General features: G+C 69.4%; 25 protein-coding genes. 11 read left to right on the plus strand and 14 right to left on the minus strand.

Annotated elements, in window-relative coordinates:
* Nucleotides 1-116: 116 nt before the first annotated feature.
* Entirely contained in the window at nucleotides 117-602 is a 486-nt protein-coding gene (locus ACFY2X_RS43680) for an ATP-binding protein (protein WP_389950206.1), read from the plus strand.
* A gap of 440 nt (nucleotides 603-1,042) precedes the next feature.
* On the opposite strand, the gene ACFY2X_RS43685 is transcribed toward ACFY2X_RS43680, so the two are convergent.
* Both ACFY2X_RS43685 and ACFY2X_RS43690 read right to left on the minus strand, forming a co-directional pair.
* Nucleotides 1,043-1,564, minus strand: a complete 522-nt coding sequence (locus ACFY2X_RS43685; RefSeq protein ID WP_389950208.1) for a phosphotransferase family protein — start codon at nucleotides 1,562-1,564, stop codon at nucleotides 1,043-1,045.
* Nucleotides 1,565-1,582: 18 nt separating this feature from the next.
* Nucleotides 1,583-2,044, minus strand: a complete 462-nt coding sequence (locus tag ACFY2X_RS43690; protein ID WP_389950209.1) for a hypothetical protein — start codon at nucleotides 2,042-2,044, stop codon at nucleotides 1,583-1,585.
* 178 nt (nucleotides 2,045-2,222) lie between these two features.
* On the opposite strand from ACFY2X_RS43690, the gene ACFY2X_RS43695 reads away from it, so the two are divergent.
* Entirely contained in the window at nucleotides 2,223-2,969 is a 747-nt protein-coding gene (locus ACFY2X_RS43695) for a carbonic anhydrase (protein WP_389950213.1), read from the plus strand.
* Between the two features lie 549 nt (nucleotides 2,970-3,518).
* On the opposite strand, the gene ACFY2X_RS43700 is transcribed toward ACFY2X_RS43695, so the two are convergent.
* From ACFY2X_RS43700 to ACFY2X_RS43720, 5 genes are all read right to left on the minus strand, one after another.
* Entirely contained in the window at nucleotides 3,519-4,664 is a 1,146-nt protein-coding gene (locus ACFY2X_RS43700; protein WP_389950216.1) for an acetyl-CoA C-acetyltransferase, read from the minus strand.
* Nucleotides 4,665-4,735: 71 nt separating this feature from the next.
* Nucleotides 4,736-5,965 carry an acyltransferase gene (locus ACFY2X_RS43705; RefSeq protein WP_389950219.1) on the minus strand — a complete coding sequence of 410 codons (1,230 nt, stop codon included), beginning with the start codon at nucleotides 5,963-5,965 and terminating at the stop codon, nucleotides 4,736-4,738.
* 192 nt (nucleotides 5,966-6,157) lie between these two features.
* Nucleotides 6,158-7,624: a DUF2079 domain-containing protein gene (locus tag ACFY2X_RS43710; protein ID WP_389950222.1), complete on the minus strand. Its 1,467-nt coding sequence runs from the start codon at nucleotides 7,622-7,624 to the stop codon at nucleotides 6,158-6,160.
* Complete coding sequence (locus ACFY2X_RS43715; RefSeq protein WP_389950225.1) at nucleotides 7,621-8,472, minus strand: class F sortase; 852 nt, start codon at nucleotides 8,470-8,472, stop codon at nucleotides 7,621-7,623. The genes ACFY2X_RS43710 and ACFY2X_RS43715 overlap by 4 nt, the downstream gene beginning before the upstream one ends.
* Nucleotides 8,473-8,485: 13 nt before the next feature.
* Nucleotides 8,486-9,400: a hypothetical protein gene (locus tag ACFY2X_RS43720; RefSeq protein ID WP_389950227.1), complete on the minus strand. Its 915-nt coding sequence runs from the start codon at nucleotides 9,398-9,400 to the stop codon at nucleotides 8,486-8,488.
* Nucleotides 9,401-9,623: 223 nt separating this feature from the next.
* Between ACFY2X_RS43720 and ACFY2X_RS43725 the strand changes: the two genes are divergently transcribed.
* Genes ACFY2X_RS43725 through ACFY2X_RS43740 form a run of 4 tightly spaced genes read left to right on the plus strand, consistent with a single transcriptional unit; the run spans nucleotide 9,624 to nucleotide 13,055 of the window.
* Nucleotides 9,624-10,538, plus strand: coding sequence for an ABC transporter ATP-binding protein (locus tag ACFY2X_RS43725; RefSeq protein ID WP_389950230.1), 915 nt, complete (start codon nucleotides 9,624-9,626; stop codon nucleotides 10,536-10,538).
* Nucleotides 10,535-11,251: an ABC transporter permease gene (locus ACFY2X_RS43730; protein ID WP_389950233.1), complete on the plus strand. Its 717-nt coding sequence runs from the start codon at nucleotides 10,535-10,537 to the stop codon at nucleotides 11,249-11,251. The genes ACFY2X_RS43725 and ACFY2X_RS43730 overlap by 4 nt, the downstream gene beginning before the upstream one ends.
* Nucleotides 11,248-12,438, plus strand: a complete 1,191-nt coding sequence (locus tag ACFY2X_RS43735; RefSeq protein ID WP_389950236.1) for a sensor histidine kinase — start codon at nucleotides 11,248-11,250, stop codon at nucleotides 12,436-12,438. Before ACFY2X_RS43730 ends, ACFY2X_RS43735 begins: the two co-directional genes overlap by 4 nt.
* Nucleotides 12,435-13,055, plus strand: coding sequence for a response regulator (locus tag ACFY2X_RS43740; protein ID WP_389950238.1), 621 nt, complete (start codon nucleotides 12,435-12,437; stop codon nucleotides 13,053-13,055). Before ACFY2X_RS43735 ends, ACFY2X_RS43740 begins: the two co-directional genes overlap by 4 nt.
* 13 nt (nucleotides 13,056-13,068) lie before the next feature.
* Here the strand turns inward: ACFY2X_RS43740 and ACFY2X_RS43745 are convergent, their stop codons facing one another.
* Entirely contained in the window at nucleotides 13,069-13,854 is a 786-nt protein-coding gene (locus tag ACFY2X_RS43745) for a class I SAM-dependent methyltransferase (RefSeq protein WP_389950241.1), read from the minus strand.
* Nucleotides 13,855-13,876: 22 nt separating this feature from the next.
* On the minus strand, nucleotides 13,877-15,157 hold the full coding sequence (locus ACFY2X_RS43750) for an MFS transporter (protein ID WP_389950244.1): 1,281 nt from the start codon (nucleotides 15,155-15,157) through the stop codon (nucleotides 13,877-13,879).
* A gap of 294 nt (nucleotides 15,158-15,451) precedes the next feature.
* Here ACFY2X_RS43750 and ACFY2X_RS43755 point away from each other — a divergent pair, with 294 nt between their 5' ends.
* Complete coding sequence (locus ACFY2X_RS43755; RefSeq protein WP_389950246.1) at nucleotides 15,452-15,721, plus strand: DUF1876 domain-containing protein; 270 nt, start codon at nucleotides 15,452-15,454, stop codon at nucleotides 15,719-15,721.
* Between the two features lie 128 nt (nucleotides 15,722-15,849).
* On the opposite strand, the gene ACFY2X_RS43760 is transcribed toward ACFY2X_RS43755, so the two are convergent.
* Together ACFY2X_RS43760 and ACFY2X_RS43765 are read right to left on the minus strand one after the other, a co-directional pair.
* The gene (locus ACFY2X_RS43760) at nucleotides 15,850-16,545 is read right to left on the minus strand and encodes an SDR family oxidoreductase (RefSeq protein WP_389950249.1); all 696 of its coding nucleotides are present in this window, start codon (nucleotides 16,543-16,545) and stop codon (nucleotides 15,850-15,852) included.
* The gene (locus tag ACFY2X_RS43765) at nucleotides 16,542-17,564 is read right to left on the minus strand and encodes an aldo/keto reductase (RefSeq protein WP_389950253.1); all 1,023 of its coding nucleotides are present in this window, start codon (nucleotides 17,562-17,564) and stop codon (nucleotides 16,542-16,544) included. Before ACFY2X_RS43765 ends, ACFY2X_RS43760 begins: the two co-directional genes overlap by 4 nt.
* 114 nt (nucleotides 17,565-17,678) lie before the next feature.
* Between ACFY2X_RS43765 and ACFY2X_RS43770 the strand changes: the two genes are divergently transcribed.
* On the plus strand, nucleotides 17,679-18,554 hold the full coding sequence (locus ACFY2X_RS43770) for a LysR family transcriptional regulator (protein WP_389950256.1): 876 nt from the start codon (nucleotides 17,679-17,681) through the stop codon (nucleotides 18,552-18,554).
* A 51-nt stretch (nucleotides 18,555-18,605) separates the two neighbouring features.
* On the opposite strand, the gene ACFY2X_RS43775 is transcribed toward ACFY2X_RS43770, so the two are convergent.
* The 3 genes from ACFY2X_RS43775 to ACFY2X_RS43785 form a co-directional block, all read right to left on the minus strand.
* The gene (locus ACFY2X_RS43775; RefSeq protein ID WP_389950259.1) at nucleotides 18,606-19,835 is read right to left on the minus strand and encodes a PP2C family protein-serine/threonine phosphatase; all 1,230 of its coding nucleotides are present in this window, start codon (nucleotides 19,833-19,835) and stop codon (nucleotides 18,606-18,608) included.
* A gap of 236 nt (nucleotides 19,836-20,071) precedes the next feature.
* A complete protein-coding gene (locus ACFY2X_RS43780) occupies nucleotides 20,072-21,397 on the minus strand; it encodes a glycerophosphodiester phosphodiesterase family protein (RefSeq protein WP_389950262.1) in 1,326 nt (441 codons plus the stop codon).
* A 177-nt stretch (nucleotides 21,398-21,574) separates the two neighbouring features.
* On the minus strand, nucleotides 21,575-21,706 hold the full coding sequence (locus tag ACFY2X_RS43785) for a hypothetical protein (RefSeq protein ID WP_389950265.1): 132 nt from the start codon (nucleotides 21,704-21,706) through the stop codon (nucleotides 21,575-21,577).
* Between the two features lie 124 nt (nucleotides 21,707-21,830).
* Between ACFY2X_RS43785 and ACFY2X_RS43790 the strand changes: the two genes are divergently transcribed.
* The 3 genes from ACFY2X_RS43790 (at nucleotide 21,831) to ACFY2X_RS43800 (ending at nucleotide 24,155) form a co-directional block, all read left to right on the plus strand.
* On the plus strand, nucleotides 21,831-22,256 hold the full coding sequence (locus tag ACFY2X_RS43790) for a DUF2871 domain-containing protein (protein ID WP_389950267.1): 426 nt from the start codon (nucleotides 21,831-21,833) through the stop codon (nucleotides 22,254-22,256).
* 76 nt (nucleotides 22,257-22,332) lie between these two features.
* Nucleotides 22,333-22,836 (plus strand): SigE family RNA polymerase sigma factor, encoded by a 504-nt coding sequence (locus tag ACFY2X_RS43795; RefSeq protein ID WP_389950269.1) that lies wholly within the window; start codon nucleotides 22,333-22,335, stop codon nucleotides 22,834-22,836.
* Entirely contained in the window at nucleotides 22,833-24,155 is a 1,323-nt protein-coding gene (locus ACFY2X_RS43800) for a TolB family protein (protein ID WP_389950271.1), read from the plus strand. Before ACFY2X_RS43795 ends, ACFY2X_RS43800 begins: the two co-directional genes overlap by 4 nt.
* Nucleotides 24,156-24,314: the final 159 nt, after the last annotated feature.

Consider the following 24,314-nt stretch of genomic DNA (forward strand, 5'->3'; position numbering starts at 1 on the left):
GGTAGTCATTATTTGGGATGGTCGGTGCATCGGTCAGACGCATGGTGATTCCCGGTCAACAAGCCAACCAGGGATCGCCATGTCAGCGAAAACGCTGGGGCGAAAGGCCATCAATCATGCAGTTGCCGTCTAAGAAACTCGGGGAAGTCTTCCTGCCGCGTGCAGCCGAATCGGTTTCCTGTGCTCGTGGTGTAGTGAAGGAACTGCTCGGCGCCGATCACTACGCCTACGAGGCCGTGAGGCTGGTCGTTTCCGAGCTGATGACCAACGCGTTCAAACACGCCGATCGCCATCGGGTGGGCGCCGATCTGATCCGGTTCGCGTTATATCGCCGAGGGACGGTCTACCGGATCGAGGTCACCGACCGGGGCGCCACGTTCGACGCGCCCCGCCGGGAGGCTCCCCGGACGGTGGCCGAGAACGCCAGGGCCGAGTTCGGGCGGGGCCTGTGGATCGTCGACGAACTCTCCCAGGGCAACTGGGGAAGCTGCGACCACGGCCGGGGCTGCGGCCGGACCGTGTGGTGCGAACTCCCCGCCGAACCACCCCTCGACCGTCTCGGCACCCCCGGCCCGCCCTCGGTTCTCACCACCACTGGCTGACCAGAAAACGGGCCGCTTCCGGCGTTTTCTCCGGCCACCTCGGCGCCACTTCTCCGGCCGTCTCGGCGCCGCCGATCCCCTTCCGTGCCACGGCCACCGGCCGACCAGGGGAACGGACCGCCCCCGGCGAACGCCGTCCGCCCACTGGACGCCCCACAACCGTCCCCGGCAGGGAACCGTGTGAACTTCCCACGTCATCCATTCACGCGGTTTCGTCTCTCGTCCGGGAGAGAGCCCCTGCCGGGGACCCAAAACCCCTCCGACAGGACAGCGCGCCCTGCCGGAGGACCCGGTTCCGTCGCCCGCCGGAGGGGGCGCGCGCGAGATCACCCGAACCATCGGTCTCCCGCAAGCGGAGCCGGAAGCGCTCCTGCCGTGCCCATCACGGCAGGACCGCGACACCGTCCTCCCTGCCGCTCGATCCCCGCACCGGCTGTGCGCTACCGGTCGGCGTTCTGTTCCAGCCACGCGACGATGTGCCGGACATAGCTGTCAACGTGCGCCAGGGGCCTGCCGTCGAGCGCCGCGACAAGATGAGTGACGCCGAACGTCCGGTCCCAAACCTGGGCGCGCCGGTAGGTGGCGCCGTCGACGGCTTCACGGAGGTTGTCCCAGCCGTGCAGCCATCCCATGGTGGCGGCGTCGACCGCCGGGTCGAACAGATGGGCCCGGTCCCAGTCCAGGACACCGACCAGCTTGCCGTCCTCGCTCCAGTGGATGTTCTCGCCGCCGAGATCGCCATGGACGAGGGAGTCCGGGACCGGTTCCAGGGCAAGCGCCTCCTCCAGTCGCCGCCGGCCTTCGTCGCCCCACTTGCCGGGGAGGCGCGGGATGACCTCTTCGGCCAGGATGTCGGACCAGTGATGGCCGTCCGTGTACGTGCTCGGCACGCCGAGCACCGCTCTCAGCTCCGGAGTGACGGGAAGCTCCCGCAAAGCCTGGAGAAGCTCGCCGATCCTCACCGGACCAGCCTGGCGAGTTCAGGGGATCGGCGTCTCGCCGACCGCTGCGAGCAGCACGATCGGGAACTCCCGATCGGCTTGGCCGACGGCGAGCGCGACCCATCGGCCGGCTTCCGGCCTCCGCCAGACGAGCATCTCGCCGCTGAGCTGGCAGAGTGTGATCATCGGCTCCGGAGCTGGGCCCTCGCTCTCCAGATAAGGCCACAGATCGATCGTCTCGGGCGCACCCCAGCGCGTCGTCAGAGCGGTCACCAGCACCTGGAGAGTGGCATCGATCTCTTGCTCGGCCGCCTCGACGATCTCCTCTCCGCGGTCGTCCCAAAAGTCCTGGCTGGCCTGCAGGACGTACACGTGGTAGCCCGGCCCGCTGGAACGGTACCCCTGCCACGTGTCCTTCCTCGGACTCTCCCGCGTGTCCATCGCAGGAAAGGGAAGGACGAGCAGATCGTCGACGATGGCCAGCCGATCTTCCGTAGTCATGCCGTGAGGCTAGTGAGCCGGTGAAGACCAAAAGTCACCGCCCCACCAGTGACCTCCCTCGTGCCCCAAGCTCGCGCTCGCCGGAGGTTTCGGAATATCCGATAGACGGACATTTCTTAAGTTCTCGCCATACGTTTCCATTGCCGGGATCTTGCCCGTGGCGGGAAGGATTCAGGGCATGAGCATTCCGGTTGACGGTTCAGGGCGGCGAACGCTGCTGGCAGGTGCCGTGTCCCTTGCAGGGGCCTATCTTGCCGGTTATTCATCGGCCGAGGCGGTGAACAAGGCGGCGCCCACGCCCACCACAGGACCGTCTCCGGACTCGCCGAAGGCCGCCTACGAACGGCTGATAGAGGGCAATAAGCGCTGGGTGAGCGGCGCGCTTCAGCATCCTGATCGCGACCCCACACGCCGGGAGCTCCTGGCCGCCAAGCAGCAGCCCTATGGAGTGGTGTTGTCATGCATCGACTCCCGGGTCCCACCCGAGCTTGTCTTCGACACCGGGCTGGGTGACCTGTTCGTGATGCGTACCGGCGGGCAGGCCGTGGGACCGGTGGTCATCGGATCCGTCGAGTACGGGCCGATGACCAGCGGAACCCCGCTGATCGTCGTACTCGGTCACCAGCGGTGTGGAGCGGTCGCCGCCGCGTACAAGGCGCTGCGGGAGGGTAAGCCGCTGCCGGGCAACCTGCAGGCGATCGTGCGGGCCCTGCGTCCGGCATACGAACAGGCCGCCCGAGAGAAGAGCGGCACCGACCCCGTCGAGACGATGGCCAAAGCCCAGGTGAAGCTGACCGCGGATGCCCTGCGCGGCAATCGAGACCTCGCACCGTTGGTGAGCAAAGGAAGCCTGGCAGTGGTCAGCGCGTACTACTCGCTGGACACAGGCCGGGTCGAAATCCTGAACGGCGCCCCCGCCGCCTGAGCACCGAAACCTTTCGGGACCGGTGGTTTCGCGGTCTCTTGGGAACTATCCGCCCAGGTCGCACCGGGGTGAACGACCGATCCGGAAATAAATGGCTTGCGCCGCCCGGCGTGGCCACCGTACGGTCATCGCATGTGGATTAACTCCTAAGCACCGGCGTCGATCAGCTCTGGCCTGATCCGCTCGCACTCAGTTCTCTGGCCCCGTTCGTCTGACGCGGCAGCTGAGTTTCTGGCACGGCATTCGACATTTCGTCATTCGGCCGCGTCGTCACTGTCTTCTAGGAGTCCATATGCGAATTCGTTCTGGTCAAAAGCGCGGTGGGAAAAAGACCACCCCGACCCACGCCCCTGTTCCCGAGCGGAACCTGCCTCCGGCGGCGCCCCGGCAGATGCCGATGCCGCGCATGCCGTTGAGGCCCACCCAGCAGCCGCGCCGGATTCCCGGCAAGGGCGGCCGCTGAGAGAGCGAACGCCCCGACCCCTGGAGCCCATGAGGCTCGGGATCGGGGCGTTCGCCATGCTCCGTGTGGGCTATGCCGTGCAGGACCTAGAGGCGCTCGATGATCGTGACGTTGGCCTGGCCGCCGCCCTCGCACATCGTCTGCAGGCCGTATCTGCCGCCGGTGCGCTCCAGCTCGTGGAGCAGCTTGGTCATCAGGATCGCGCCGGTCCCGCCCAGCGGGTGGCCCAGGGCGATCGCGCCGCCGTTCGGGTTGACCTTGGCCGGGTCGGCGCCGATCTCCTTGAGCCATGCCATCGGGACCGGGGCGAACGCCTCGTTGATCTCCGTGACGTCGATGTCGTCGATGGACAGGCCGGACTTCTTCAGCGCCTTCTGGGTCGCCGGGATCGGCGCGGTCAGCATGTAGACCGGGTCGTCGCCGGTGAGCGTCAGGGTGACGATGCGCGCGCGAGGGGTCAGGCCGTGGTCGCGGACCGCCTGCTCGGAGGCGATCAGGATCGCGCCCGAGCCGTCGGAGACCTGCGAGGAGGTCGCGGCCGTGATCCGGCCCCCGTCCCGCAGGGTCTTCAGCGCCGCCATCTTCTCCAGCGTCGTGTCCGGGCGCGGGCCCTCGTCGTCCTCGACACCGCTGATCGGGGCGATCTGCTCCTTGAAGTAGCCGTTCGCCACGGCCTTGGCCGCCCGCTGGTGGCTCTCGTAGGCGTACTTCTCCAGTTCCTCGCGCGTGAAGCCCCACTTCTCGCACATCAGCTCGGCGCCGCGGAACTGGGAGATCTCCTGCTTGCCGTACCGCTCGACCCACTTGTCACCGAAGGGGAAGGGCATGCCCTTCTCCAGCGCGGCGGTGATCGAGGAGCCCATCGGCACGATGCTCATGGACTCCACTCCGGCGGCCACCACGAGGTCCTGGGTGCCGGACATCACTCCCTGGGCCGCGAAGTGGATCGACTGCTGGGAGGAGCCACACTGACGGTCGATGGTCACACCGGCGACGCTCTCGGGCAGGCCCGCCGACAGCCAGGCGTTGCGCGCGATGTCCATGCTCTGGGGACCGAACTGCATGACGCAGCCCATGATCACGTCTTCCACCGCGGACGGGTCGACGCCCGTGCGGTCGATGAGCGCCTTGAGGGTGTGCGCGGCCAGGTCGGTGGGGTGGACGGTGGACAGACCGCCCTTCTTCTTACCGACCGGGGTGCGGACCGCCCCGACGATGTACGCCTCTGCCACAGTGCCTCCTGCTTATGAAACCGAGCATTGTTCGGTTAGTAGGAGGTTACAACAGAACCTTTGTCCGTGCCTTACCCGGAGGGCCCCCGCATCCCGAACAGGAACCGGGTCACCCGCGTGCGCCGCACCAGCAGGTCGTACGCGGCCACGGTCAGGACAAGGGAGGCCGCCACGATCACGAGGTATTTGACCGCGATCGGCGCGCCCCAGCCGACGACGCCGTACGCGACCCCGACGACGATCGGCTGGTGCAGGACGTACAGCGGCAGCGCGGCGGTGGCCAGATAGCCGTACAGCCGCCGCCCCCGGCCGTCCCGTGGCTCCCGCGCGGCGGCCGGTGCCGGACGCCGACGGCGGTCGAGGAATCCCAGGATCGCGACCAGCCAGCACCACCCCGCCGCGCCGTACAGCGTGCGAGCGCCGATCGCGAGCGCGGTCATGTCCGTGAAGGGGTCGCCGCCGGGAGCCTCGGCCGCGATCAGGAACCCCGGCATGCCGACCAGGAACAGGACCAGCCCGGCCGCCGCGGCCGGCACCGCGTCGCGGCGCATCGCCTCCCGGAAGCGCTCGTCCGAGGCGAGCACGAACCCGTACAGGAAGAACAGCAGGTACGCCCAGCGGCTCCACGCGGCATACCCCTCCTCCAGGCCCATCAGCGCGCTGATCACCGCGACCGGTACGGCGGGCAGCAGCACCGCGCCGCGCCGCCGTACCGCCACGGCCAGCCGGTCACGGATCCGGCGGCCGCGGTCGCGGGGAAGCCAGCCGACCAGGGGCGCCAGCATGAGCGAGAACGCGAGGAGCAACACGACGAACCACAGGTGCCCGGTCTCGAAGTGCTCGCCCTGCAGGATGAAGGGGAACTCGGCCGGTTCCAGGCTCACGTCGTAGAACCGGGGCAGGAACCGCAGGTACGACTCGTGGTACTGAGGGTCGGCCCGCAACCGCAGCCACTGCGGCACCGGGAGGATCGTGAGTGTCGCGAACACCAGTGGCACGCCGAGCCTGAGCAGCCGCTCCACGGCGAACCCGGCGGGGCCGCGCCGCCGCAGCGAATGCCACGAGCCGAGGCCGGCGACGAGGAAGAGCATCGGCATCGCCCACACCACGCCGAGACCGGCGACGATCGTGGTCGCGTCGGTGGTCTCGGCGTTCTTCACATAGAAGTCGTCGCGCGTGTCGAACACCAGCGCCGAATGGAAGAACACCAGCCCGACCACCACCAGGGTGCGGATCGCGTCCAGCTCCGGCCGCCGCTCCGGCCGCGCCTCCCGAGGTGGTTCGATGCGCTCCGTCGTCATCCCGTCTCCACCGAGTCCGCCCGTCTCCGCCACCGTACGGAGCAGAACCAGTCTCGGTCCTGCCGTCGCCGGGCGCCAGATCCGTCCGCCGACCATGGCGCCCGAACTTGCCGGCGGCTACGGCGCCGGCTGACGCCTCATCCCCCGCCCGGGGGATCCGCCCGCCTGAGCCGGGTCAACCGCCGTGCCCGGTCACGGCCGGTTCAGCACGATGTAGCCGTCACGCTCGAAGACCTTGCGGTAGCCCTTCGCCAGGGCCTCGTCGACGCGCCGCCGCTGCATGGCGAACTCGCCGAACGGAAAGGTCCACCGCGCCACGTCGGCCACGATCCAGGGCGCGTCATAGGCCTTCGGGCCCCACAGCAGCACTGTCGTCCGCGAGGTGAGGGCGGGACCGACGGCGTTGGCGGCCTCGACGACGACCCCGTCCGGGACATTGGCCACCGCCTCGCGCGCCGCCGCCACGTACGGCTCGCCCTCGTAGAAGGCCGGCTCCAGGAGGTTGCCCAGGGCGAACCTCGGGACGAGGGTGAGACCGATCACGCAGACCGCGACCGCCCAGTGGGTCGCCAGGTTCCGTCCCCGGAAGCGTTCCGCGAGCCGGGCGGTGCCGTCCACCGCCGCGCAGAGGAGGATGACGACGATGAAGGCGTTGTAGTGGTATTCCGTCCCCCACCACTGCGGCCGGTCGGCCAGAAACCGCTCGGCGACGAGCGGGATCGCCGCCAGAGTCAGGGGCGACAGCAGGGCGGTCAGCAGCACCGGCCACAGGAGGAAGGCCAGGGTGTCCACCTTGGCCTCCGGGCTGACCATCTGCCACAGCGCGCCCAGCGGATCCCGCGCGAGCGACAGCGCCACCTCGCCCAGGCTCGCGCCCAGGTTGCCGTAGGCCCAGTGGAACCCCGCGGTGCTCGCACCCGCCATCGGCATCAGCCCGCTGCGGATCACCACGAGCGCGCCCAGCGCGAACAGGATGAACGCGGCTCCTTCGAACCGCCGCCGGGTGACGAACAGATACATCCCGAAACCGGCGACCAGCAGGCCCATGTCCTCTTTGACCAGGAGCAGGCCGATCGCCGCCACCACCCCCGCGGCCATCCGGTCGGCGTCGAACCGCTCGATCATGATCGCGCTCAGCAGCGGGACGAAGGCCACCTCGTGGAAGTCGAACCCGGCGGCCTGCGCGACCGGCCACGAGACCGCGTAGGCCACCGCGACCAGATGGGCCGGCACCACGCCGAGACGGCGCTCGGTGTAGCGCCAGATCGGGATCGCGGCCAGCGCGAGCAGCACCCCCTGGGCGACGATCAGCGTCCGCGGTCCGCCGCCAAGCCAGTACAGCGGGGTCAGCAGGGCCAGGATCGGCGAGAAGTGGTCGGCGAGCTGGACGAAGTCCATCCGGCCGGCATACTGCATGCCGACCGAGGGCGCGGTGGGCGCCCCGAAGCCCGCATAGCCCCGCAGCGCCTGGTCGAAGATGACCAGATCGAAGATGCTGGCCCGGAAGGTCGCCAGTTTGACCAGGCCGAGCACCGAGTAGGCCGTCGAGGCCAGCATCACGAGCGCGGACAGCACCAGCCCGTGCCGCCGCCTGTTCACGAACGCCGCGACGTCGAAGTTCCTCAGAGCCTCGACCGCGGGCAGGGTGGGGGCGCTCATGCCCTGCGCGTGCTCGTCATCGTCGCGTAGGCGATGACGTTGTCGGTGTAGTGACCGGTCGTGCGGTCGTAGGCGCCGCCGCACGTGATCAGGTGGAGCTGGGGATTGGGCGACTCGCCGTACACCCGCTGCGTCGGAAAGACCTCTTTCCCCGCCTGTTCGAGCCCTCCCACGGTGAACACCGCGATGATGCCGTCCTTTCGATGCACCTCGATGAGGTCGCCGTTGCGGATCTCATCGAGACGGCTGAAGACCGCGCTTCCCGAACGTGTGTCCTTGTGCCCCAGCATGATCGCCGGTCCGGCCTCGCCCGGCGTGGGCCCCGAGCGGTACCAGCCGACCAGGTTCGGATTGCCGACCGGCGGCACCTCGATCGCGCCGTTCCTGTCGAGCCCGATGGACCTGATCGGCGCGTTGATCCCGAGCCGGGGGACGACCAGGCGCACCGGGGTCGAGGGTTGCATGGCGGGAGCCGCCGGAATGCTCGGCAGGGGCGGCGGCACGGTGGGGGGCGCCTGGAAGTAGGGGTTCGCCGGTCCGGGGGTGTTCGTCTGGGTGCGGGGCGGCAGCACGGTGCGCTGGTCGGCCAGACCGTACTCCTCGGGCTTGGCCAGCATCAGCAGCAGGCCGACCAGCACCGTGACCACCCCGGCGATCCCCGCCAGGATGAGCACCGACCGCAGCACCCGGCCGCCGTCGGCCCTTTCCTCGGGCCACTGCTCGTACGGCTGGCCGTAGTGCGGGTATCCGGGGTGCCCGTAAGGCTGCTGGACCGGCCCGTGCCGGTACGGCGGCACCGGTCCACGGGGCTGTCTGGGTGGCCAGCCGTCCGGCGGCGGCGTGGTCATCCTGTCACCCCGATCAGCCTCTGGTCGCCGTGCGCCGTCGCAGTACCAGCCCGCCGATCGCGGCGGCCGCCACCATCAGGGCACCGCCAAGCATGATCATCCGCGCGTCCGGCCCGGCGTCCCCGCCGCCGCCCGTGGAGGCCCCCCCACCGGGGGTCCTTTCGATCTGCCGGGTCTTTTTGGGCTTCGCCGTTTTGGTCGTCGTAACGGTGATCGTCGGCTCCGGCGTCGGCGTGGTGGTCGTCGGAGTCGGGGTCGGGGTGCCCGTGCCCGTCGTGGTCGGGGTGGGGGTGCCCGTGCCCGTCGTGGTGCCCGACGGCCTCACCGTGATCAGCAGCGCCGCGGCGCTCGCCTCCGCCGAGGCCGTGGTCGCGACCTCGCAGTCATACAGGAAGCCGCTGCCGCTGCCGCCGCTTGAGGCCAGGTAGAGGGTGAACGGGCCCGGCTGGACCGCGATGACACCGGTCGCGTTGGGGGTCATCGTGATCAGCATGGGAGGCGGCTGCAACTGCTGGCCGGCCGACGCCGAGGCGGCGGCGCCGGTGGCCCCGACCGTGCGGAGCCCCGAGGGGACGATCGAGGGGCTGCTGGTGATGAGCGCGTCCGCGTCGACCGCGAGGCGCTCGGTCGCGGGGATGGCCGAGGGGGCCGTGAGGAACGGCGAGGCGACGGGCTGCCGGATCGCCCAGGTCGCCACGACGGCGGAGTTCGGCGTCGGCGACAGCGGGCCCGTGAGGTCCACCTGGAGCCGGTATGTGCCCGACCCCGTGCCCGTGCCCGAACCCGTGCAGGTGTAGGTGACCGTCCCGGAAGCCGCCGAAGCCGCCATGGAGGCGATCGCCGGAACGCCGCCGAAGAGGATGCCTGCGCTCGCTACTCCAATGGCGGTCCTGACCGCGACGCGACGCCGCGTCTTGGACTTCAGCACAGTTTCTCTCCACTCCGGCACAGCTGACCGCTTTAGGCGGTTGCCAACGATTCCAGGCAATGGTCACAGTCAGGCATAGATCCTATGAACAGAGACCGTGAGATGCGCGTAAGTCAACGAAACGGTCAAAAAATATCTTGACTCATCGCGTGAATCAGGATCAACCGATCGGTTGACCGATCAGGCGATCCGGAGGGGCACGATCCCGGCGGATGCTCGGAGCATGGCGATCATAGAAGTGAGCGGCCTGCGCAAACAGTACGGCGAGCAGGCGGTGCTGCACGATGTGTCCTTCACCGTGGAGCACGGTGAGATCTTCGGCATCCTCGGCCCCAACGGCGCCGGAAAGACCACCACGGTCGAATGCCTCGTGGGGTTGCGCGAACCCGACGGCGGCACCGTCAGCGTGTTCGGCCTCGACCCGGCCAGGGACCGTGACGAATTGCGCGGAGCCGTCGGCGTCCAGTTACAGGAGGGGCAACTCCCCGAACTGCTCAGGGTCGGGGAGGCACTCGATCTCTACGCGTCCTTCTACCCCGACCCCGCCCCCTGGGAGTCACTGCTGGAGGAGTGGGGACTCGCGCACAAGCGGGACGCCGCCTTCGGCAAGCTGTCCGGCGGGCAGAAACAGCGGCTGTTCATCGCGCTGGCCCTGATCGGCCGGCCACGGGTGGTCGTGCTCGACGAGCTGACCACCGGGCTCGACCCCGCGGCGCGCAGGGACACCTGGAAGCTCGTCGAGCGGATCAGGGACAAGGGCGTGACGGTCGTCCTCGTCACGCACTTCATGGAGGAGGCCGAGCGGCTCTGCGACCGCGTCGCGTTGATCGACGCGGGCCGGGTGGTGGCCGTGGACAGCCCCGACGGGCTGGTCTCCAGGATCGCCCCCGAGCAGATCGTGAGCTTCCGGCCTTCGGTGCCGCTGGACGACGCGCTGCTCGCCGTACTGCCCGAGGTGTCGGCGGTCACCCGCCGGGGTGGGCAGGTGACCGTGACCGGCACGGGCAACCTGCCGTACGCGGTGACCTCGGTGCTGGCCCGCCACCAGATCGTGGCCCGGGACCTGCGAATCGAACGGGCCAGCCTCGACGACGCCTACCTCGCGCTCACCCGGGAAGCCCACGGAGGGAAGCCATGACCAAGATCACGCTCACCGAACTCCGGCTGTTCCTGCGGGATCCGGCCACCTCACTGATCGTGCTGGCGCTGCCGGCCGCGCTGGTCGCCCTGTTCGGGGTGATCACGCACCCGGCGAAGGGCGGCGATCCGATCGAGACCTACTTCCCGGCGATGGCCCTGTCACTGGGCCTGGCCCAGCTCGCGCTGAACCTGATGCCCACCACTCTGGCCGGATACCGGGAGAAGGGCATACTGCGCCGTATGTCGACCACTCCGGTGCACCCGCGCAGGCTGCTCGGCGCCCAGCTCGCGGTGAGCGCGCTGCTGTCGGTCACGGCGCTGGTGCTGGTGGTACTGGTCGCCACGATCGTTTTCGGGTTCGACCCGCCCCGGCATCCGGCGGGGTTCGCCGCCGCGTTCCTGCTCGGCACGCCGGCGCTGCTCGCCGTCGGCCTGTTCGTCGCGGCCGTCGCGCCCAGCGCGCGGGCCGCCACCGGGATCGGGGTCGGGCTGTTCTTCGTGAGCCTGGCCTTCGGCGGGGTGTTCATGCCCGCGGAGACGCTGCCGGGATTCCTCGTCGCCATCGGCGACTACACCCCGCTCGGCGCGTTCATGCAGGCCCTTCGGGCCGGCTGGAGCGGGACCTGGCCGCAGGCGCTCCACCTGGCCGTCCTGGCCGGTGTGACCGCCGTTTTCGGGGCACTGGCCGTCAGAATGTTCCGGTGGGAATGAGTGGGAGTGAGGCGGTGATGCGGCTGCGCCCCAGCGAGAGCGCCGACCCGGGCGGACGCCGGGGCCGGTGGATCTATCTCGCGCTGGGGTACGGCCTGCTGGCGGTCCCCGCCGCCTGGGCGGCGGCGCTCGACCGGCTCCCCCTTCCCCTGGCGGGGCTGGCCGCGCTGTGGCTGCCCGGACTGATCCTGGTCTACCCCGGCAGGCGCAGATGGCTGACGCTCGCCTGGTACGCGGGACTGCTGGCCGTGGCCACCGCGCTGCTGACGCGGAGCGACGCCTTCGCCCTCTTCGCCTCGCTGGGTTACCCCCTCGCCTTCGTCCTGTTCACGTCGCTGTGGTGGAGCGTGGGCGCGGTCACGGCGACCGCCGTCATCACGCTGGTCGCGCAGGAAGGCGTGGCCGGGATCCCGGCCACGCTCGGCATCGCCGTACCACTGCTGTTCGCCGGATGGGCCCTGGCCACCGAGAGCGAGAGCCGCAGGAAGCTCATCGCCGACCTGACCGCCACGCTGGAGGAGAACGCCGGGCTGCACGCGCAGCTCCTGACCCAGGCCCGGGAGGCGGGAGTCCTCGACGAGCGGCAGCGCATGGCCAGGGAGATCCACGACACCATCGCGCAGAGCCTGATCGCGATCATCACCCAGCTCCGGGCGGCCGACGGCGCCCGCGACGATCCGGCGCGCTGGCGGCGGCACATGGACCAGATCGACGAACTGGCCGGGCGGAGCCTCACCGAGGCCAGGCGTTCCGTCGCCGCGCTCCGGCCTCAGCCGCTGGAAGGCTCCCACCTGCCCGGCGCCCTCGCCCACCTGGCCGAGCGCTGGGCGGAGACCTCCTCGGTCCAGCCGGACCTCGAAGTCACCGGTACGGCCAGACCCCTGGCCACCGGCATCGAGGTGACCCTCTTCCGCGTCGCCCAGGAGGCGCTGGCCAACATCGCCAGGCACGCGGGCGCCTCCAGGGTCGGGATCACCCTGTCCTATCTGGACGACATGGTTCTTCTGGACGTCCGCGACGACGGCGCCGGGTTCGCCGAGCCCGGTGAGGGCGGGTTCGGCCTGGACAGCATGCGGCAGCGGGTGCGCGGCGTGGGCGGCACCCTGGAGATCGAGAGCGTCCCTGGACAGGGCACGGCGGTGGCGGCGGCCGTACCGGCCATCCCGGCGGAACAGGAGGCAAGGTGATCAGGCTGCTGATAGTCGACGACCACCCGATCGTGCGTGACGGGCTGCGCGCCGCCTTCCTGCCCGAGGACGACATCGAGGTGGTCGGCGAGGCGGGCAACGGCGCCGAGGCCGTCGCGATCGTCTCGCGCGAGCCCGTCGACGTGGTCCTCATGGACCTGCGGATGCCGGAGATGGACGGCGTGCGGGCCACCAGGCGGCTCCTGGAGATCGCGCCCGAGACCCGGGTGCTGGTGCTGACCACCTTCGACAGCGACGACGACGTGCTGCGCGCGGTGGAGGCGGGCGCCACCGGCTACCTGCTCAAGGACGCCCCCGCCGCCGAGCTGCTGCACGCCGTACGGGCGTCCCACAGGGGCGAGAGCGTCCTCGCCCCCTCGGTGGCCGGACTGCTGATCGGCCAGGTCCGCAAACCGACCCGTGGCACGCTGACCGACCGAGAGCTGCAGGTGCTCAGGCTCGTCGCCGACGGCACCACCAACCGCGAGGCCGCGGCCCGGCTGTTCATCAGCGAGGCCAGCGTCAAGACCCACCTGATCCACATCTACGCCAAGCTCGACGCCCGTGACCGCGCCTCCGCCGTCGCCGAGGCCTACCGCCGCGGTCTCCTCGGCTGACCCGGCCCCGGCGTCAGCGATCGAGCAGCGCGCGGATCACCGCGGTGGTGATCGGAAGATCGAACTCACCGTGCGCGGTCTCGGGGACGGATCGCAGATAGCCGGCGATCCGGGCCATCAGCGCGGCGCGCTCGGCCTCGGGGAGGATCAGCACGTGGGAGTGGGTGGCGATGGTCGCCGCCATCGACTCCGCGGTCCGGCGCTGGGCGTGCGGGAAATCGGTCTGTTCGACGACGCGGAAGCAGCGCCCCTCCAGGGGGATCAGGGTGGGCCGCCACTGCTTGAACGACACCGTGCTGCCGGCCACCTTCTTCAGGCCGCTCACCCACGGAACCCGGTCGTCGTCGAGGTTCCAGAGCCCCGCCAGCACCCCGCCCCTCTTCAGGACGCGGGCCATCTCGGGTACGGCCCGGTCGAGGTCGAACCAGTGCAGTGCCTGCCCGACCAGGATCGCGTCGACCGACTCGTCCGGGAGCGGGATCTCCTCCGCCGCTCCGGCCAGGGCACGGGCACCGGGCAGCCGGTGACGGAGCTCGGCGAGCATGGCCGGGTCGGGCTCCACGGCGACCACGTCGGCGACGTGCCGCAGCAGCACCTCGGTCAGTTTCCCGGTCCCGGCCCCCAGGTCGAGAACCCGCAACGGCGCGCGGCCCGCAACGGGTTCGAGTGCCCAGAGCACGGCGGCATCGGGGTAGTCAGGCCGCTCCCTGGCATACGCGGCCGCCTGGTTGCCGAACGACGACGCCCTCAGCGCGTGGGTCTCGGGGTCGACGTCCTCGAATGCGGGTGAGCTGTCCACGCGCTCACGATAACTCCGCGCGTCACGGCGTTCGATGATCACCCTTTCTCCCCCTGACAGACGGGCCCTGACGGACGGGTCTTGATGGACGGGTCTTGATGGACGGGTCTTGATGGACGGGCCCTGATGGACGAGCGAGAGCGAGGGCGATGACGAGGTACGGCACGGCAAAAACAGCAAATATCACACTGTGTCCGGCCACCGTCGAGGCCGCCGCGTAACCGCCGTACACGACGACGCCCGCCACCTCCGTCCCCAGCCCGGCCAGCGAGGTCACGGTGGCCCGGGCCGGGCCCGCGATGCTCTCCTGGAGCCGCGCGTCGGCCAGCACGGTCGCCATCTGGAAGACGCAGAAAGCCGCCGTGATCGCGACGAACCCCGCCGCGGCCCCGCTGATCGCACCCGCGCCGAGTGCCAGCGCCCCGAAGACGAGGCATCCGGCGAGCGCCCGGTTCGTCAGGCGCCGCCCGGTCGCCGCGAGCACGCCGCCGAGCGCGATCCCCGCGGAGACGAGGAGCACCAGGAGCGGCACGACGTGCGTGGCGACGCCGGTGTCGGCCGCGAGCAGAGCGACATATTCCTCCAGCGAGCCCCATATGGCCGACACCACGGCCACGAGCAGCAGCGCCCGCCGTACCGACCGGCTGGAGCGCGCCTCGGCCACGCCGTCCCGCAGGACTTCCACGTAGGCACGCGGCGATGTTCCCCCCTGGCTCTCCACACGGTGCTCGGGAAAGGTCGTCGCGGCGGCCGAGCAGAGCACGCAGGCCAGGATGCTGGCCGTACCGAGCAGCGGATAACCGCCGACGACCATCAACGGGGCGGCCGCGGCCGTGGCCACCATGACGGCGCAGGTGCTGAGCGCCCGGGCACGGCCCATGATCGTGGCGTAGCGGCCGGCGGCGCCCAGATGCTCAAGCTCGCTGTAGACCAGCGCCTCCGTGGCACCCGACTGCAGCGCCCCCGAGATGCCCCAGAGCACGAAACCGGCGGCGAACGCCCCGTAGGAAGGGGCGATGATCCACAGGGCGTAGCCCGCCCCGGACAGGATCGGCGCCACGGCGAGCAGCAGCCTCCGCGAAACGGCGTCGGCCCACACCCCGGAGGGGACTTCCATCACGAAGGAGGTGACCGACCAGATCACCAGGAGCGAGGAGATCTCAGCGGTCGACAGGCCCGTGCCGGCGAACAACAGCGCGTAGACCGGGTAGAGCAGGATGAGATCATCCAGGAACATGTAGGTGTAGAGCGTCGCGGCCAGGCGCTTCGCGCGTGCGTCAGACGCACGCGAAGGAGAGATCATCTTGAGGTCTTTCTGGCGGGAACCGTGCGGACTCGGGATGCTCGGCATCTCCGGCGGCCCGCGGCGGCGCGCCCCGCTCCGACCTCTGGTGATGGATCAATGTCGCCAGGTCATGCGCCGACCTTACTCCCGCCGCGCTGCCCGGCCCAGCCTTTTTTCCGCCGGCGTGCGGCCCGACCTTCCGTTAAGCGTCGTCCTCGATGCGGCAAAAGGTAAAGCCCTGTTCATGCCAGGTCTGCAGGCTCTTCCGGCGATGCCGACAGAGGGGGACGCTTGAATGGGAGGTGTTCTGTGATGCAAGCAAAGCAATGGGACGTGCAGCTCTTCATCAGCGAAGATGACAATGACGATGTCACCACGGCCACAGCCGTGCTGCTCACATCCGACGGCAGAAGGTATGAAAGCGTCGCGTATGCCCGGCGCAACCCGAGTGACCGGCCTGTTCCGGAGATCGGCGATGAGCTGGCGGCGGGACGTGCCCTGTCCGACCTGGCCGCCAAGCTGATCGAGGCCGGCGCCGAAGATGTCGCCCACATGGCGGGATCGGTGCCGCGGGCACGGTGAGCCCCCGCTCGCCCCGGGCCCTCATCGGATCCGCTGAGGGCCCAGCCGTACGTGGGCCCGGGGCGAGATGCGGAGAAAACCGCTGGATCACCGCGAAACCGCCGGCCATCGCGGAGAAAACCGCCGGATCACCAGGGAAGCGGCCGGCCGTCGCGGAAGAAACCACCGGTGGGTCCGTTGTCGGGGAGCAGGGCCGCCCAGACGATGCTCTCGGCGCCCTCGGCGACGGGCCGGCCGCCTGGGCCGCCCATGTCCGTGGCGACCCAGCCGGGGCAGACCGCGTTGACCAGGATCCGGTCGCAGCGCAGCTCGGCGGCGAGCATGCGGGTGAGGGCGTTGAGCGCGGCCTTGGACGCGGTGTAGGCGGGGATCCCGCCCCCCATGTTGGTGAGGGAGGCGGCTTCGCTTGAGACGTTGACGATCCGGGGATGGCTGCTGACCCGCAGGAGCGGGAGGAACGCCAGCACCGCACGCCAGGGCCCGTAGAGGTTGGTCTGCGCCGCCTCCATGACCACGTCCAGATCGGCGGAGCTGGCCCGCTGCCAGGTGTCATAGGTGATCGCGGCGTTGTTGATCAGGACGTCCAGCCTGCCGTACCGCTCCTTGACGGCCCGAGCGGCCTCGGCGACGCTGTCGGGGTCGGCGACGTCGAGGGCGAGCGGCTCGACGTCCAATCCGGCCGAGGCCATCTCCTCGGCCGCCGACCGGGCGGCGTTCAGCGACCTGCCGGTCAGGATGACCGCGTGCCCGAGCTCGCCGAGCTGGCGGCAGACCTCACGTCCGAGACCGCGGTTGGCGCCGGTGACCAGCGAGACGGTGCTCATCGGCGGCCGTCGACGCGCTGGGAGACCGCCTGACCGAACACCCACCCTTCGACCTGGGCGATGAAGTCGGCCGGGAAACCTGCGGTGAACCCGGTGGCGGCCTCCAGCTCCTGGACGGCCTCATCGGGCAGCTCGACGTCGAGCGCGCCGAGGTTGTCCTTGAGCTGCTCGACGGTGCGGACGCCGATGATCGGGTGCACGGCCCGGGATCGGGCCATGGTCCAGGCGATCGCCACCTGGGAGGCGGTGACGCCGAGATCGTCGGCGACCTTCTGCACGGCGCGGGCCACGGCGTGATCGTGCTCGCTGATCGAGTCGGGTGAGACGCGGGTGCCGGACGTCACCTCGCCGGGCCGGGTGAACTTCCCGGACAGCACCCCGCTGGCGAGCGGGCCCCAGGTGGCCACGCTCATCCCGTAGGCCTCGGCCATGGGCAGCAGTTCTCGTTCGATGTCGCGGTTGAGCAGGTTGTACGGCACCTGCAGCCCGGCGAAAGAAGTCCAGCCGCGCCACTCGGCGAGCGTGTTGGCCCGCGAGACGACCCAGGCGGGGGCGTCGGAGATCCCCACGTAGAGGATCTTGCCGGAGCGTACGGCGTCGTCCAGCGCGCGCATCGTCTCCTCGACCGGGGTGTGCCGGTCCCACAGGTGCACCCAGTAGACGTCGAGATAGTCGGTGCGCAGCCGTCGCAGGCTCGTCTCCAGCGACAGGGTGAGGTTCTTGCGGTGGTTGCCGGCGGCGTTGGGGTCGTTGCCGTCACGCGACACGGTGTATTTGGTGGCCAGCACGAACCGGTCCCGGCGGCCCTCCAGCAGCTCGCCGACGAACTCCTCGCTGGCTCCGTTGCGGTAGTTGATCGCCGTGTCGATCATGTTTCCGCCCGCGTCGGCGTAGGTGTCCAGGATTCGGCGGCACTCCTCGATCGGCGCGCCGACCCCGCCCTGCTCCCCGAAGGTCATCGCTCCCAGGAACAGCTCTGAGACACGCAGTCCTGTGGTGCCGAACAGTCGGTAACGCATCCGCGCCCCTCTCGTGATTCTCAAATCGTCGTAGGTCGTGGGTGTCCGGTACTGAGCCGATCATCCGCCGAACGACCTTCGCCCGTCCAATGCGTCCTGTGATAGCCATCCGTTATGGACCCTCATCTCCGAGATCTGCGGTACTTCGTGGCCGTCGCCGAAGAACTCAGCTTCACCCGCGCGGCCGAACGCCTCTTCGTCTCCCAGCCCGCTCTCAGCAAGCAGATACGCCAGCTGGAAGAAGGGCTGCGGGTCCGCCTCTTCGACCGCGACCGGCGCTCCATCACGCTCACCGCGGCGGGCCGGGCGCTGTTTCCCGTCGCGCGGGAGCTGATGGGCTGCTGGGATGAGGCGCAGCGGGCCGTCAGCGACGCGGCAGCCGCGGAGGCCGCGGTCCTCACCGTGGGGCTCTCCACCAGCGTGGCGCGCGGAATCCTGCAACGAGCCGGGGCGTATTTCCAGGAACGGCGCCCGAGCTGGCGCATCCAGGTCCGCCAGATCAACTGGGAGGACGCGACCGCCGGCCTGGCCGGTGGCGAGGTCGACGTCGCGCTGGTCTGGCTTCCCATTCCCGACCAGAGCTCCTTCACCGTCCGGGTGCTGGTCACCGAACCCCGCTGGGTCGCCTTTCGGGATGATCATTGGCTGGCCGGGCGCCGGGAGGTGGCCTTCGCCGAACTCCTCGACGAGCCTTTTCTCGCGCTTCCCGACACCGCGGGCCCGCTGCGGGACTACTGGCTCGCCATCGCCGACCGCGACGGTCACCCGGCGCGGATCGGCGCGACCGTCTCCAACGCCGAGGAGACCTTCGCCGCCCTCGAAGAGGGAAGCGGCATCGTCCTGCTCGCCTCGGGCAACGCCGTGATCTACCGACGGCCGGGCATCAGCGCCATCCCCGTCCTCGGGCTCTCGCCCAGCGAACTCGCCCTCGCCTGGCACAGCAAGGACCACCGCACCGTGATCCGGGACTTCGCCGACGCCCTGGCCTGAGCCCTCCCGCCGGTCGCCCACCCGTCGTCCACCGGTCATCGCCACCGGCGTTCACAGGCGCAGCCGCCTGTGGCTCGGGCCGCGCCATTCGGCCAGCAGGACGGTGGCGTCGTCCTGGAGCAGGCCGTCGTGATAGTTCAGCACGCTGCGGATCAGGCGGCGCAGGGTCTCGGGCACCGGCAGGCCGTCGGCGTGCTGGCGGATGACGAAGTCGACGAAACGTTCAAGCCCGAACTCCTGCCCCTCGCGGTTGCGGACCTCGGTGATGCCGTCGGTGTAGAACAGCACGCGGTCTCCGGGTTCGAGCTGTTCATGGCACAGGGTGACGGGCAGGCCGAGGTCGAGACCGAGGGGGTGGGAGGGCGGGCACTGAAGGGTGGTGGCCCAGTGTCCGCCCCGGATCACCACCGGCGGGTGGTGACCGCGGTTGACCCATTTGAGCAGGCCGGTATCGAAATTCAGGCTGGCCAGGATCGCGGTGACGAAGCGGGTGCCCCGGCCGAACTCCTCGATCAGCACGCCTTCTATCGCCTCGCTGACATGGAGCAGGTCGACGCCCTCGCGGCGGTGGTTGCGGCAGGCCGCCATCGCCAGGTTGGCGGTCAGTCCCGCAGCGGCGTCATGGCCCATCGCGTCGAAGATCCCCAGGTGCACGTTGTCATCGCCGAGGGCGTAGTCGAAGGCGTCCCCGCCGATCTCATACGCCGGCTCCAGGACCGCGCTGATCACCACCTGGTCGTTGGCGAAGGTCAGTGGCGGCATCAGGTTCCACTGCATCTCCGCGGCCACGGTCATCGACCGGGTGCGCACCAGCCGGGCGTAGGAGTCGCTGTAGGAGCGTTTGCTGACCACCAGCAGGGCCGTCATCGAGGCCAGATGGCGCATTTTGCTCTCGGTCGTCTCGTCGGCGTCCGGGGTACTGATGCGCAGCACGCCCAGGCGCTCGGTGCCGTCCAGCAGCGGAACCCACCACCAGTCCACGCCGCCGTCGGCACCGGTCTTGGGCAGCATCCGCACCTCCTGGAAGGCCCGCCCGGCCAGCGTTCCGTCGATCCGCAGCTCGGCCGGCCTCTCCTCGACGCTCTCATCGAGGTCGCCGCCGGGACCGGTCAGCAGGCGGAGCGCGTTCTGTTGCAGGTCGGCCAGGTAGATCAGCACCCCTTGCAGTCCCGCGTGCGCGGCGTTCTCCGCGACCAGCGCCGGCAGCTGCTCCATGGCGGTCAGATGGCTGCCGTCGGCCAGTCCGATCATCATCCGCTCGATGCCGCGTGGAGAGCTCATCGCGCTGTTCCCACCCGTAATCGACTCCCGCATCCGCCGATCGCCTCCCCCGCGGAGAACGCGACTGCCATGAACACGCCTCTCGTCCGCGGTCGGCGGAAGCGAGAAGCCGGAACACCTCAACGTGCCCCCTTACCCGGCTTCACCTTCCCGTAGCGACAATGTGGGGCAAAGACATCTCCAGCGTGCGGCGGCGGGGCGGGCCACGGGGTGACGTTCACCCGCCCGCCGAGTGGTCAGATTCCGGGGAACAGGCGATCCCGTACGGCACGCGCGCTCCCGGGGTCGTCGGTGAACACCCCGTCCACGCCGAGGCCGTACAGCCGCTTCAGCCAGCCCGTCACGTCACCCGTGGTGCGCCGGTAGGCGCGGCTGCCGGGGGCGCCCAGCCGGTAGTCGACCGGAAGCCGCGCGTTCTCGCGGCGAACCGTCGCCACGTGAACCTTCAGGCCCGCCTCGTGGGCGTCCCGGACGAGCGAGGTGGGCGCCTTCAGCCTCTTGCCGGAGTCGGCAGGCAGGATCCACATCGTGCCCACACCGATGCCGTTGGCGTACCGGGCGATCTGCCCCAGGCCTTCCGGGGTGACGAGGTCGTCGTAGGAACGCGGTTCACCGGCTGCCACCAGGTCGTACGGGCTCTTGGCCTTGCCGATGAACTGGATGAGGCGCAGACGCGTGGCAGCGCGCAGTTCCTTGAGGTTCTTCGTCTCAAGGGACTGGATGAACACCGGGTCCCGCTCGTCGTCCCAGCCGTATCGCTTGAAGGTCTCCAGCAGCGGTCCCTCCAGCGGCAACCCGATCGACGCGAAATAGCTGGGGAACTTGGTCTCGGCGTAGACGCCCACGTCGCGCTCCTTCGCGAGCCGGACGACTTCGTCCAGCGTCGGGATGGGCACCCGCCCGTTGTACGCCGTGTTGCCCCGCCGCCATTTGGGGAAGCGCTCCTTGACGCGGAGCGTGCGTAACTCCTTCAGCGTGAAGTCCTCGGTGAACCAGCCGGTCCTCCGGAAGCCGTTGATGGTCTTGGTCGTCCAGCGGTCGGCGAACTCGGGATGGTCCCTGACGTCGGTGGTGGCCGAGAGTTCGTTCTCGTGCCGGGCGACCAGCACGTGGTCCTTGGTGGAGACCAGATCCAGCTCGATGTAGTCGGCTCCCATCCGGATGGCGGTCTCGTAGGAGATGAGCGTGTGCTCGGGCCGGAACGCGCTGGCGCCACGATGCGCGATGACGATCGGAGCACCGTCGCGGCGCCCGAACCGCCTGAGCGGGTGGTTCAGGGATCGTTTGGCCGCCGAACCCGCGGACCGTTTGGAGGCCGCGTCCGCGGATCGTTTGGCCGCCGAGCCCGCGGGCCGCTTGGCCGCCGAGCCCGCGGGCCGCTTGACCACCGCATCTCCGGACCTTTTGGCCGCCGCGTCCGCGGACCGCTTGGCGGTCGAACTCACCAACCGGTTGTTCGCCGCACCGGCGGATCGTTTGGACGTCAAATACGTGTGTTGGAGGGCGCCGATCGCCGCCACTCCTACGAGTACGGCCAGCGCACCGGCCCCCACCCTGCTCACCTGCGTACACCCCTCGCTCTCGTCTCGCGGGGGGACACTGGCATAAACACCCGTACCCGGACTGACCAGGCGATTAACGACCAGAACCGGACGCCGCCCATCGCCCCTGATCAGTTTCGGGGCACGGACGGTGAGCGCGCGGACGGCGACCGCGACCGAGCCGGCCCTGCGGCTTCTCTACCCGTTGCCGCGGCCGATGTCGGTGGCCGCCCGGACGAAAGCGTGGATCAACGGGTTCTCCGCGGCGGTGCGGCTGAAGTGCAGTTCCTCGGCGAGCGTCAAGAAGATCTCGATGTCACGCAGCTCCACAACGGCTCCAGGACCATTAAGCCACAGGTTATGAGACGTTATCAGATCCGTTATTGATGGAAGATCGGGCGGTCCACGAGGCTGAAGAGCACAGGCACCTGGCACATTTCGAAGGGCATCACACGTGCGGAAGATCCTTAACACCGCCCACCTCTATATGATTGTCGGGCTGGTCAGCGGCTTGTACTACCGCGAGCTGACCAAGCTGAACGACTTCACCGGCGACACCCAGCTCGGTGTCGTCCACACCCACGCGCTCGCGCTCGGCATGCTGGTGTTCCTCATCGTCCTGGTGTTGGAGAAGCAGTTCGCGTTGACCTCCAACCGGCTGTTCGGCTGGTTCTTCTGGATCTACAACGCCGGTCTGGTGCTGAGCGTGGCCATGATGACCCTCCACGGGACCCTCACGGTGCTGGGGAAGCCCAGCGGCGAGGCCATCGCGATCGTCGCCGGGCTGGGCCACGTCCTGCTGACCGTGGGCCTGATCCTGCTGTTCGTCACCCTGGGCAAGTGCCTTCCGGCGGCCAGGACCCAGCCGGACGGCGACTGAAAATATTCCGCGGCGCGATGCAACACTTTCGCCCCTTGAGTCGTCTGGGTCGTGACAAGCAAGAAGGGACGACCCATTGGACGACGAACCCGGCTTCGACGACTTCGTGGCCAAGCAGGCGGACGCGCTGCTCCGCTACGGATACGTCCTGACCGGAAACCCTCACGACGCCGCCGATCTGGTCCAAGAAGCCCTGGTACGGCTGCGCGGCGCCTGGCCGCGGGTGCGGCGCAAGGACAATCCGCACAGCTACGCGCGGACCACGATGACGCGGCTGCACATCAGCGTCTGGCGGCGGCGCAGGCGTGAACATCTCGCCGGTGAGCTGCCGGAGCGGGCCGGCTATACGTTCTTTCCCTCCGACGAGGAACAAGGCCTCTGGCAGGAGTTGACCGCGCTGCCCCGAAAGCAGCGCACCGTGCTGGTGCTGCGCTACTACGAGCAGCTCACCGACGCCGAGATCGCCGAGGTGCTCGGCATCTCCCTGGGAACCGTGCGCAGTCAAGCCTCCCGGGGTCTGGACAAGTTGCGCTCCTCCCTCTCCCCCTCTTCACCGGTGACCCACGGGAGCGTGCGATGAACGACCTTGAAGACAAGCTGAGCCGCGTTCTCGCCGGGGCGGCGGGCCAGGCGCCGCAAGCGTCGACCGGGCTGAGCGCGGCGGTAGAGGCGGGCCATCGCAGGCGGCGGGCGCGGACCACCGCCCTGCTCGCCGCCGCGGCCGTGATCGTGGTGATCGGCGGAGCGGGCACGGCGGTGAACGTCATACGTACGTCGGCCGTCCCGCGGCCCGCCGTGAGCGCCCCGCAGCCCACCGTGGGCAAGACGACGAAGCCCGCCGAGCGCAAGACGGACAGGGCTCAGCCGCCGGTGGACAAGATCCCACCGTCCATCGAGGAGGTGTGGCCGCAGGCCGTACGCAAGATCCCGGCCAGGCTGCCCGACGGCCGCGCGTACTACCCGCAACTGCTCCTCGACGACCACACATTGCTGGTCATGACGGGGCGCGTCGGCATGACAGGGCGCTACGAAGGCGAACGTCAGTTCCTGTGGAGCTACGACCTGAACAGCGGCGAGCCCAGGAAGATCGCCGAGATCCCCCCGACGAAGGACTCGGCGATCTATGCCGACGGCGTCGCCGCCGGAGGCGGGAACATCGTCTGGTGGGCGTCCTACAAGGAGACGGGCAAGCAGCGGGTCGCCCGCATCTGGACGGTACCGGCCGGCGGTGGCACGCCACGGCTGGTGACCGAGGTTCCCCTGGAGAACGTCATGAAGAAGGGCCACATCAACGGGCTGGCAGTGGTGGGCTCCGACGTGGTCTTCGCCTACGAGAAGGGTGGGGTCTACCGGGTGCCGCTGAGCGGGGGCCAGCAGCAGCCGGTGAAGGGCGCCGAGCGGCACCACATCCTGGAGTGGCCGTGGGTGGGCGTCCACCGGCGAAACGCGATCTTCGGCGGCCTGCTCAACGTCGAGACCGGTGAACGGCGTGATGCTGTGGTCAAAGCGGGCGAGCAGGTCAGGTGCGGCGTCAGCCGGTGCTCAGGCGTGGCCGTACGCAAGCACGTCGTGCGCAGGAAAGGCCGCGACTTCTCATGGGAGGAGACCACACGCAGCTTCGTCCGCGACCGCGACGGCTCGCGGGAACGCGAGCTACCGCGTGGCTTCCAGATAGGTGACGACCCCGGCCTCGAACGGTTCTTCAAGGTCATGCTCAACGGGCCGGACAGGATGAGCGCCGTTGCCCTCTACGACTCGGACACCGGCAGATCCGCCGATCTCGGCGTACGGCCGGACGCCGGCGGGATCATGGGGATTCCCGACGGCGGCCCCGACCGGCTGATGGCCTACCCGGTCGGGGACAAGATGTACGTCGTGGACCTGGCCGCGATCGAATAGGCCAGGGATGTTCACCGAAGACCGGTCGGCGGGAATCCCACGATCAAGCGGTCGGTGATCTCACCGGTCATCGGAGGGGAGAGGCCAGGACGTGTCTCGGTCCCTTCCATCCCCCGCCGCGAACGACAGCTCTGGAAGAACGACTCGATCTCGAATCAG

The organism is Streptosporangium sp. NPDC000396 (genome assembly GCF_042898655.1).
Lineage (GTDB): Bacteria > Actinomycetota > Actinomycetes > Streptosporangiales > Streptosporangiaceae > Streptosporangium.